The sequence below is a fragment of the Kistimonas scapharcae genome (assembly GCF_039540975.1).
GTDB lineage: Bacteria > Pseudomonadota > Gammaproteobacteria > Pseudomonadales > Endozoicomonadaceae > Kistimonas > Kistimonas scapharcae.
On the sequence record NZ_BAABFL010000369.1, the window covers coordinates 1 to 10,236 of the forward strand.

At 52.6% G+C, this 10,236-nt stretch carries 8 protein-coding genes; 7 read left to right on the plus strand and 1 reads right to left on the minus strand.

The window, feature by feature from the left end:
* Positions 1 to 266: 266 nt before the first annotated feature.
* From ABD892_RS13340 to ABD892_RS13370, 7 genes are all read left to right on the plus strand, one after another.
* Complete coding sequence (locus tag ABD892_RS13340; RefSeq protein ID WP_345196266.1) at positions 267 to 1,307, plus strand: AraC family transcriptional regulator; 1,041 nt, start codon at positions 267 to 269, stop codon at positions 1,305 to 1,307.
* 200 nt (positions 1,308 to 1,507) lie between these two features.
* The gene (locus tag ABD892_RS13345; RefSeq protein ID WP_345196267.1) at positions 1,508 to 2,026 is read left to right on the plus strand and encodes a hypothetical protein; all 519 of its coding nucleotides are present in this window, start codon (positions 1,508 to 1,510) and stop codon (positions 2,024 to 2,026) included.
* Between the two features lie 191 nt (positions 2,027 to 2,217).
* Positions 2,218 to 3,423 carry an acetyl-CoA C-acetyltransferase gene (locus tag ABD892_RS13350; RefSeq protein WP_345196268.1) on the plus strand — a complete coding sequence of 402 codons (1,206 nt, stop codon included), beginning with the start codon at positions 2,218 to 2,220 and terminating at the stop codon, positions 3,421 to 3,423.
* Positions 3,424 to 3,436: 13 nt separating this feature from the next.
* Positions 3,437 to 5,596: a 3-hydroxyacyl-CoA dehydrogenase NAD-binding domain-containing protein gene (locus tag ABD892_RS13355; protein WP_345196269.1), complete on the plus strand. Its 2,160-nt coding sequence runs from the start codon at positions 3,437 to 3,439 to the stop codon at positions 5,594 to 5,596.
* 39 nt (positions 5,597 to 5,635) lie between these two features.
* On the plus strand, positions 5,636 to 6,823 hold the full coding sequence (locus ABD892_RS13360) for a CaiB/BaiF CoA transferase family protein (protein ID WP_345196270.1): 1,188 nt from the start codon (positions 5,636 to 5,638) through the stop codon (positions 6,821 to 6,823).
* 145 nt (positions 6,824 to 6,968) lie between these two features.
* Positions 6,969 to 8,531, plus strand: a complete 1,563-nt coding sequence (locus ABD892_RS13365) for a WD40 repeat domain-containing protein (protein WP_345196272.1) — start codon at positions 6,969 to 6,971, stop codon at positions 8,529 to 8,531.
* 142 nt (positions 8,532 to 8,673) lie between these two features.
* Positions 8,674 to 9,831: an acyl-CoA dehydrogenase family protein gene (locus tag ABD892_RS13370; RefSeq protein WP_345196273.1), complete on the plus strand. Its 1,158-nt coding sequence runs from the start codon at positions 8,674 to 8,676 to the stop codon at positions 9,829 to 9,831.
* Between the two features lie 86 nt (positions 9,832 to 9,917).
* On the opposite strand, the gene ABD892_RS13375 is transcribed toward ABD892_RS13370, so the two are convergent.
* Positions 9,918 to 10,094 carry a hypothetical protein gene (locus tag ABD892_RS13375; protein ID WP_345196275.1) on the minus strand — a complete coding sequence of 59 codons (177 nt, stop codon included), beginning with the start codon at positions 10,092 to 10,094 and terminating at the stop codon, positions 9,918 to 9,920.
* Positions 10,095 to 10,236: the final 142 nt, after the last annotated feature.

Here is a 10,236-nt window from a genome sequence, read left to right on the forward strand (position 1 = left end):
ATGACACGTCTCCTAACCCAAGGAAAACCAGTGTCGTAAGTTTAGACGGGAGAATGGCTTATGTTAGGTGGTAATCAGGTAACTATATGGCGGGTATGACTGACAACTTTCATGGCGATGATGGCATGGCGTGATCATTTCAGCTTTGTATCCAAGTGAAGGAAGATGCATTGAGGAAAAAACAGTAAAACAGTTTGTTTATCAGGCTATTTGCGGCAGGATTATCTCCATAAAAATTACTGGATATCATCAGGAAGCGTTTGTAGATGATGTACTCTCATGATGCCAGAACAAGTATTGCGGGTGACTTTGTTGTGGCTGCTTTGACCGGTATTCGTGACAAGGGAATTAACCCCCTCCTGCTAATGGATAAGGCGGGTATCTGTCGGGCGGTTATCAGTGATCAGAGCATTCGGATTGATCGTGAGGCATTCACACGTCTGATTCTGCTGATCAGAGAATCGCTTCAGGATGAATTCCTGGGGTTATCCGAGAAAGTCTGTCCGGTTGGTTCCTTTGCCATGATGTGCCATGCCTGCATCACCTGTAAAACCCTGGGGCAGGCGTTGGAACGTTGTATCCGATTCTTTGGCTTGATCTCGAATGACATTACGCTTTCATTAAGACAGCAAGGCGATGAAGCCGCTCTGTCTTTGCATAGTGAACGACCAACAACGCCGGAGGGTAACCGCTTTCTTATTGAGACATTGCTGGTCAGCATGCTTCGATGGTTAAGCTGGATGATTGATCGCCATATCTTGGTTCGGCAGGTTGACTTTGATTTTGATGAACCACCGTACCTGAATGAGTATCATCTGATTTTCCCTTGTTCTTACCGCTTCAATAGGCTGAATAATGTTTTGTATTTTTCCACAAGCTATCTGTCTGCGCCGGTCGTACAGCATCCGTTGACCCTGAAGCCGTTTTTGGCAGAAGCTCCGGCGAACCTGATGAGCCGTTATCGGCATGACGACAGCGTCTCTGCTCTTATCCGCAAACGGTTATCAGGGCTTGAGCCTGATGAATTTCCCGTATTTGATGCAATGGCCGGGTGGCTGCATTTATCAACGCCCACCTTGCGGCGCCGATTGAAGGACGAAGGTACCAGCTATCGTGGCATTCTGGATGCTGTACGCCGTGACAGGGCCATTTTCCATTTATCCCGCAATGAGCTGCCGGTGGCGGCGATTGCCAGCCTGACCGGTTTTGCTGAGCCCAGCACCTTCCATCGGGCGTTCAAGAAATGGACTGGTATGACGCCGGGGGCCTGGCGCGTCTCTAAACAGGTAGCCTCTGAGGCCGGTTAGGCATTATTTCTCGTCATTTTTTTGTAATGTCGTCATTTGACCGTTAGGTCAGAATAGCGTTTTTCCTTGTATAGCAGCGTGAAACCCCTGTCGGTGCATAAATACGTCATTTGACGTGTTTAGCGGCGGCCGATTTTTCATTTTCCATACCGTTTCGGTCGGGTTACACTGAAATTGAAGTGACGAGTGGGGAGGATGTCATGAGCGATAAAAAAACAGCCATGAGCCGGAGGGAGACCGCCATGAGTGACCAGCATGACTGTGGAGATGACCTGCTTGAGCGCTATGAAGTACTGATCAGCCGTTTCCGGGAGTCCAGCCAGGAACCGCAGGATTTTATAGCCGACTGCTTACGGGAGGGAGCCGTTACTGCCAATGATGCGCTCGACCTGATGAAGTATCTCAAGTCCAGCGTCGATTCACGTTCGTTCGCCCTGGCCGACCTGAGTGATGATGAACGCTTTCGTCTTGGCCTGTATGAAACCAACCGTCCTGACTCCGAGAACAACCCGATATTTGTCATCCAGTTTGATGACAAGCTGAGTCGTTACAAAGAAGAAATCGATGTTGTTCTGGAAGAATTCGCCCGGTCAGTGGCTGAAATCGCCTGCATGGATACTGAAATGTTGCCGCTGCCTATTGATGATAATCAAACGAACCAGGAAGAAGCTGTCCAGGCCATCTTTGACGCCATGCCTGCGGACGCAACCTGCCATTAAGCGACGTTATCACCGCCGCTGTCCACAACAAACATCCCCGTTCCGGTACCTGCCGCAACGGGGATTTTTATGGATTTGAAAAAGCTGCTTTGTCATTTTTGGCCACTTAAAATGACTGAACCCGCCATTGTGGTGTATCCGGGTTGCGTTAGTGTGGGTGGCAAATAGCGAAACACGCAACGGAACCTGTCATGACTGAAGCCTTTATCTACGATGCGATCCGAACGCCCCGGGGGCGTGGCAAGGCCTCCGGGCGGCTGCATGAAGTCAAGCCAGTGACGCTGCTGGCAGATTTGCTCAACACCCTCAGGGAACGGAACGGCTTCGACAGCGAAAAGGTGGATGACATCGTGCTCGGTTGTGTCACACCGGTGGGCGACCAGGGGGCGAATATTGCCAAGACCGCAGCCTTGGCGGCCGACTGGCATGACGATGTGGCTGGGGTCACCCTCAACCGTTTCTGTGCCTCCGGCGCAGAAGCGGTGAACATGGCCGCCATGAAAGTCCGTTCCGGCTGGGAACAGCTGGTGGTGGCAGGGGGCGTTGAGTCCATGTCCCGGGTGCCCATGGGCAGTGATGGCGGTGCCTGGGCGATGGATCCCGAGACCAACCTGTCCACAGGGTTCATGCCGCAGGGCATCGGGGCAGACCTGATTGCAACGCTGGATGGCTTCTCCCGGGAGTCGGTGGATCAATTTGCGGTGGCTTCCCACCAGAAGGCGGACGCGGCCTGGCAGCGTGGGGCGTTTTCCCGCTCACTGATTCCGGTACAGGATCGAAACGGGATAACGATTCTGTCGGAGGATGAGTTGATTCGGCCGGACTGTTCCACCGAAAGTCTTGCAGGATTAAAGCCTTCGTTCGAAATGATGGGGGCGATGGGATTTGACGGTGTGGCTCGTGAGAAATATCCCCACGTTGAACGCATTCAACATGTCCACACCCCTGGCAATTCTTCCGGCATTGTTGATGGTGCAGCCCTGTTATTACTTGGCAGTGAATCAATGGGGAAAACGCTGGGAATCAAACCCCGCGCCAGGGTGGTGTCCACGGCGCTGGTGGGCACGGATCCAACCATCATGCTAACCGGCCCGGCGCCTGCCGCGCGCAAGGCTTTGGCGATTGCCGGCCTGTCTGTCGAAGACATTGATCTGTTTGAGGTTAATGAAGCCTTTGCAGCTGTCGTGCTCCGCTTCCAGAAGGAACTGGGTGTGCCGGATGAAAAAGTGAATGTGAACGGTGGCGCAATCGCCATGGGACATCCGCTGGGGGCGACCGGCGCCATGCTGATCGGCACCTTACTGGATGAATTGGAAGAGCGGCAACAGCGATATGGCCTGACGACCCTCTGTGTCGGCGGCGGTATGGGCATAGCAACCATTATTGAACGGGTGTGAGAGGGGACAGGGCATGACTTCGATTCGTTACGAGAAAACCTCCGACCATATCGTTCACCTGGTCATGGATCGCCCGGACGGCTCCACCAATATCATGGATGCGGCATTCCAGCAGGATTTCCATGAAGTCATCGACAGGCTGGAGGCTGAAAAAGAGACCTTGGCCGGTGTCATCCTGCGTTCTGCGAAGAAAACCTTTTTTGCGGGTGGAGACCTGAAGTCGCTTATCCAGATTGGTGCTGAGCAGGGAGAAATGTTCTTTCACAGTGTTGAAGCCATGAAAGCGGACATGCGTCGGCTGGAAACACTGGGTGTCCCTGTAGTTGCTGCTATCAGTGGTACGGCACTGGGTGGCGGCTGGGAGCTGTGCCTGATGTGCCATCGCCGGATTGCGTTAGCGGATGACAGTATTCGCCTGGGATTGCCGGAAGTGACGCTGGGGTTGTTGCCCGGTGCGGGTGGCATTGTCCGTACCGTACGACTGCTGGGGTTGGAAGCCGCCTTTCCGTTACTGATGGAGGGCAAACAGCTGCGTCCGGCAGCAGCGCAGCAGCGGGGGCTGATCCATGCACTGGTGGAGACGGAAGATCAGTTGCAGTCAGAAGCGGAAGCCTGGATCAGGACGAATGCAACGTCTATTCAACCTTGGGATGTCAAAGGCTACAGGATACCGGGAGGTACGCCTTCCACCCCCAAGATGGCGCAGAAACTGGCGATTGCGCCAGCCATGCTGAAAGAGAAAACCAGGGGCTGCTATCCTGCGCCCGAAGCGATTCTCAGTGCCGCGGTGGAAGGCGCGCAGGTGGATTTTGATACCGCGACCCGCATTGAGTCCCGCTGGTTTACCCGGATGGTGACCGGTCAGGTTTCAAAAAACATGATGGGTACGTTCTGGTTTCAGCTGAATGCCGTCAAGGCGGGTGGCAGTCGACCGGAAGTGGCTGACACAGAACCCGTGAAAAAAGTTGGTATTCTTGGTGCCGGAATGATGGGCGCCGGTATCGCCTGGTCCTGCGCTTCGCGGGACATTAATGTGGTGCTGAAAGATGTCAGTCTTGAACAGGCTGAAAAGGGTAAGGCCTATTCCGCGCAATTGCTCGACAAGCATTTGAAACGCAAGCAGGCCACCGAGGCGGACAAGGTATCAGTGCTGGAGCGGATACAAACCACCACATCGGCTGATGATCTGGCAGGCTGTGATCTGGTCATTGAAGCGGTGTTTGAAGACCGGGCATTGAAAGCGTCGGTCACACGTGAGGCTGAAACCGTCCTGGCCGCGTCCACGGTGTTTGCATCCAATACGTCGACGTTACCGATCTCCGGGCTGGCTGAGGCCAGCGTCAGACCGGCCAACTTCATTGGGCTGCATTTTTTCTCGCCGGTGGACAAGATGCCGCTGGTGGAGATTATCTGTGGAAAACAAACGTCCGATGAAACGCTGGCAAAAGCCTTTGATTTCGTCCTGCAGATTAACAAAACCCCGATCGTGGTGAATGACAGCCGGGGCTTTTTCACGTCCCGGGTGTTTGGCACCTTTACCAACGAGGGGATCGCCATGCTGGCGGAAGGTGTGCCCGCCGCTGCGATTGAAAATGGCGCGCTGCTGGCGGGGATGCCGGTCGGACCACTGGCTATCAGTGACGAGGTCAGCTTGACCCTGATGGGGCGGATTCGCAGCCAGGCTATCAATGATTTGAAAGCGGAGGGCAAAGCCTATCTCCAACACCCGGCAGATGCTGCCGTTGATGTGATGCTGGGGCTGGGGCGAGCCGGTCGCGCTGCCGGGATGGGGTTCTATGAATATCCGGATAAAGGGCAGAAAGTCCTCTGGCCCGGCTTGACAGACCATTTCACACCAGCGGCAGGGATCTTGCCGTTACAGGATATCAAGGACCGCTTGCTGTTTATTCAGGCGCTGGAAACGGTGCGCTGTCTGGAGGAAGGCGTACTGGGCAGTGTCCGGGATGCCAATATAGGTTCCATCTTCGGCATTGGCTTTGCAGCCTGGACGGGGGGGGCGTTGCAGTTCATCAATCAGTACGGCATCCGTGATTTTGTGGCCCGGTCGCAGGCGTTGGCGGAACGGTTCGGAGAGCGTTTTACGCCGCCAGCCTTATTGCTTGAGCAGGCAGCAAAGAATGAGCCTTTCAACGATCTGGATAGTGTTTATTGATTGCGTGATTGATCGGATAAAACAGGAAACCGTCTGACCATGCCCAGCCCCCTTGCCGGTTTGAAAGTTCTGGATTTCACGACCTTGCTGCCCGGTCCCTACGCGACCATGTTGCTGGCGGATATGGGGGCCGAGGTCATCCGTGTCGAGGCGCTGAACCGACCGGATATGCTACGGTTGCTGCCGCCGATGGTGGAAGCCGGTATGTCGGCAGCGCATGCCACAATCAACCGGAACAAACAGTCCATTGCCCTGGATTTGAAAAGACCTGAAGCGGTAGAGATTATCCGGAGGCTGGTGGAATCTCACGATATTGTTATTGAACAATTCCGGCCTGGCGTGATGCAGCGCCTTGGGCTGGATTACGCCAGCCTTAAAGCCATCAACCCTGCGCTGATTTATTGTTCCATCACCGGTTATGGTCAGAACGGTCCCATGAAAGACCGGGCAGGTCACGATATCAATTATCTGGCTCTGTCAGGTCTGGCCAGTTACAGCGGTAACCGCGAAACAGGGCCAGGGCTTCACGCGGTACAGATCGCAGACATTGCCGGTGGTTCACACCACGCTGTGATGGGGATTCTGGCGGCTGTCATTCAGCGTCACAGCAGCGGACAGGGACAGCATATCGATATCAGTATGCTGGATGGCGCCATCGCACTGAATACCATGGCTGGTGCCGGATTCCTGGCTGATGGGCGTACGCCGGAAGCGGAACGAGAACTCCTTAATGGGGGTAGCTTTTATGGGTATTACCGTACCCGTGATGGCCGATGGTTCTCTGTGGGCAGTTTGGAACCGCAGTTTGCGGAGGGTTTTTTTCGGGCGATTGGTCAACCTGGCTGGCTGTCACGTGTTGCGGATGTCAGCCCTGAACAACAGCAGCGGTTACGAAACGATATTCAGGCCCGGTTTGCGAAAAACACGTTTGAGGAGTGGCGGATGATCTTTGAGCCGTTGGACCTCTGTGTTGAGCCGGTGTTGATGTTATCTGAGACAACCTGTCATCAACATAGCCAAGCTCGTGACTTGATTGTTGATGTACCGGATTCCAGTGGTAAGCCACAGGCCCAGTTGGCTTGCCCAATACAATTTTCCAGCGCTCCATTGCAGTATGAAAGAACCGGCGTTATGCCCGGAACCGATACATACGACGTTCTGCATGCACTTGGTTTAGATCAGCAGGCGATTGATCAATTGGTAGATAAGGGAATTGCAGGCCGTTAGTGGTTGCTATTCCATCATGCCTCTGGTCTTTGGATGTGGAATAGTGCTGAAATCTTTGTGTAGCAAAACTAACAGGCTGGTTACGCAGAATACTGGCTGATTCCTTCATAATGGCGGTTTAATAGGAATATTGAAGGAATCAGGGATGAATTTAGAATGGAGTGGCCGTTTTAATCGGAATGCAAGTATTACTATAAAAGAGCTGTTTAACAGATCTGCCGACAATTTTTACGGAAAAAAAAAGAAATATTGCCGTATCGTTGAGAAATTAAAAGAACGGCAGAGTCAGGGGGTAACCCCTGTTCCAACGCTAGGTGAGTCGCAATCCAGTGATGTTGTAAATCCTGCCCAGGATACACGCTTGTCACAGCATTCGGTGACTGTATCTACGGTAGCTCGACCGGTGCACTTTCCGTCGGAAGTTGACTCCCGTAATTCGGTGGCTGCTGATCAACCGGTTGCAGAATATTTTCCACATGGTTCTGCAATACCCGTTCAGGAAATAAGAATACTAGAGCCTGAAGCCAGCCTATCCGCAGCATCAAACCCAGTTGGCAGGCTTCCTGAAATTGACTCTCTCAGTGATGTTATTGCCAGCGCTCCGCTGCTGTCTATTGATGAGATTTTAGGGGTCGAGATGACAGATGATGTGGCGGCAATTGTCTTGAGTAAAAATTGTTCTTGTCTGGTTATAGCGCAAGACAATGGCGATATTTGCCTCCTGGATACCTTATCCGGAGCTATTCAAAGGGCGTGGCGACAAACATTGCAAAATAACCATCCGGTTGAACCCATGCAGACTTCTGATGAAGAAGCATCAATGAATGATGGCTCGGAACTGGCGTCAGATGAAGAACCAATGGATTATGACTCTGATTCGGATGACGACACTCGAGTTTCTTGTCTGGCACTGTCTGCTGATCAGCAGCAATGTGTGGTTGGGCGTGATGACGGGCAAATCAGGCTTTATAACTTGTCCAATGCTCGAGGCCTTGGTGCTGATAATGAGAGTCCTCCGCAAGACTGCCGCCAGATGCCAGCAGATGAGTGTGTCGGGTTGGCATTTACTGCGAACGAGAGGGAGCTTATTGCGGTAAGGGAGAATGGCAGCGTTGATCTTTGTGACATCCAAAATGGTAGTGTTTTTTTTAGGCAACAGCTTTCGATAGGCCAAAGACGCCCCGATCATATGGCAAGTCTGGTGACCAGCCATACGGTATCCAGTACCGTCACCGTTATTACACCATCTAATGTGCTACAGCAGGTTAATGCGCTTACCGGTGAGTGCCGCAGTATCAGGCAGCTGGGTGCTGGTGCCACAGCGGTTTTAGAAACGGATAATTACTATGGTATCGCTCATTGCCTGTCAGATGGTCAGGCTGAACTGCTCATTTATGACAGGCATACCGGTGGACTTCGACATCAGATGAATGTCTCTCCTGATGAGGTCAATCAAGGGAAATTGACGATGAGCTCTGATGGCAGGTGGTTGCTCTGTGGTGCCAGAGGGCGTATCAGGATAGTTGATTTGCACGGTGTCGAACCTGATAGGACGATCGCAATCGGCTCTCGTTGGGATCTTGCAGGTTTAGTCTGTCATCCTGGGCGTCCTTGGATTGTGCTGGCACACGAGAGAATGGTGAGGATTGGTGAGGTCATCGCACAAGAGTCAGGGATCATGCAGAGAAATGCTTGGGTAGAAGAGTAAAGCACAGTCCCCAACGATTGTTATACTGTCATCTGCGTGCAATCGACCAGCGCCTGCGCTAGCGTGGAGATGTACAACAATGCCTGTCGACACATCGGGAGGCTGAGGCCGCAGCGCGTTGCCAGTGACAGGATAATAATCAATGCATTTTGAGCTTACCGACGATCAAAAAGCCTGCCAGCAAACGGCAAAAGCCTTTTCCGACAAAGAATTGCTTCCTCATGCTGCTGAATGGGACAGTCAGGGACATTTTCCTGTGGATGTCATTCAAAAAGCGGGAGAAATGGGTTTTCTTTCCCTCTATACACCGGAGGCACAGGGGGGCATGGGGATGTCTCGTCTGGATGCCAGCCTGGTGTTTGAGCAGTTGGCCATGGGGTGTACATCCACGACGGCTTATTTGACCATCCACAACATGGTGACCTGGATGGTGGCCAGCTTTGCCCATGACCCGGTGCGTGAGACTTTTTGTGAAAAGCTGGTGACCGGTGAGTGGCTGGGATCGTACTGTTTGACCGAGCCGGGGGCCGGGAGTGATGCTGCTTCACTGAAAACCACCGCGATCCGTGATGGTGACAGCTATGTCATCAATGGTAGCAAGGTGTTTATTTCCGGTGCCGGCAGTACGGATGTGCTGGTTTTGATGGCGCGTACAGGCGGCGAAGGTGCCGGAGGTGTGTCGGCATTCGTCCTCAAGGCGGACAGTGATGGCATCAGCTATGGGCGCAAGGAAGAAAAGATGGGCTGGAACTCCCAGCCTACCCGGCAGGTAAATCTTGATAATGTCCGCGTGCCAGCAGGGAATCGTCTGGGTGAAGAGGGCGAAGGGTTCCGTTTCGCGATGATGGGGCTGGATGGCGGCCGGATCAATATTGCCACCTGTTCCATCGGGACCGCCCAGCAGGCGCTCAATACCGCCAGGAACTATATGCTGGAGCGTAAGCAGTTTGGCAAACAGTTGGCTGGGTTTCAGGCGTTACAGTTCAAATTGGCGGATATGAACACAGAGCTGGTTGCCGCCCGACAGATGGTTCGGATGGCAGCAGACAAACTGGATCGCAAGGAGCCTGAGGCGTCTGCCTACTGCGCGATGGCTAAACGTTTTGCTACGGACGTCGGCTTCAAGGTCTGTAACGAAGCCCTGCAGATTCATGGTGGCTATGGCTATATCCGTGAGTACCCTCTGGAGCGCCATGTCCGCGATACCCGGGTCCATCAGATTCTCGAAGGTACCAATGAAGTGATGCGGTTGATTATTGCACGACGGTTGCTCGCGTCGGATGATGTAGAGTTGATATAGCTTCGTATCACATTCAGTGTATGGACGGACTGCAAACGGTAAAATAACAGGAAGCAGCGGGAATTTTTTAGATTCTCTGCTGCTTTTTAGTTTGAGTCATGCTCATGGTCTTTTTTCTTTTCTTCTTGCCATTCTTTTTTTGTTGTTGCTAATGCTTTCGTTTTTGTGAAGTCAATCTTTGAATGCTCAACTCCGTTGGGTGAATTTTTATCCTTGAGCTTTGTGTCTCCTTGTTTACTTGTATTTTTAGGTATCTCAACCAAAATATCCCCAATATATAAGCCGCTTAATGGACTCGGTGTGGATTTTTTCTGACTGCTACCTGATCTGGCAAGAGTTTTCCGGACACTTTTTTACGCTGCCTTGGCAAGTTCCTGTTCATACTTGAAAGGTGCCAAGTAGCCA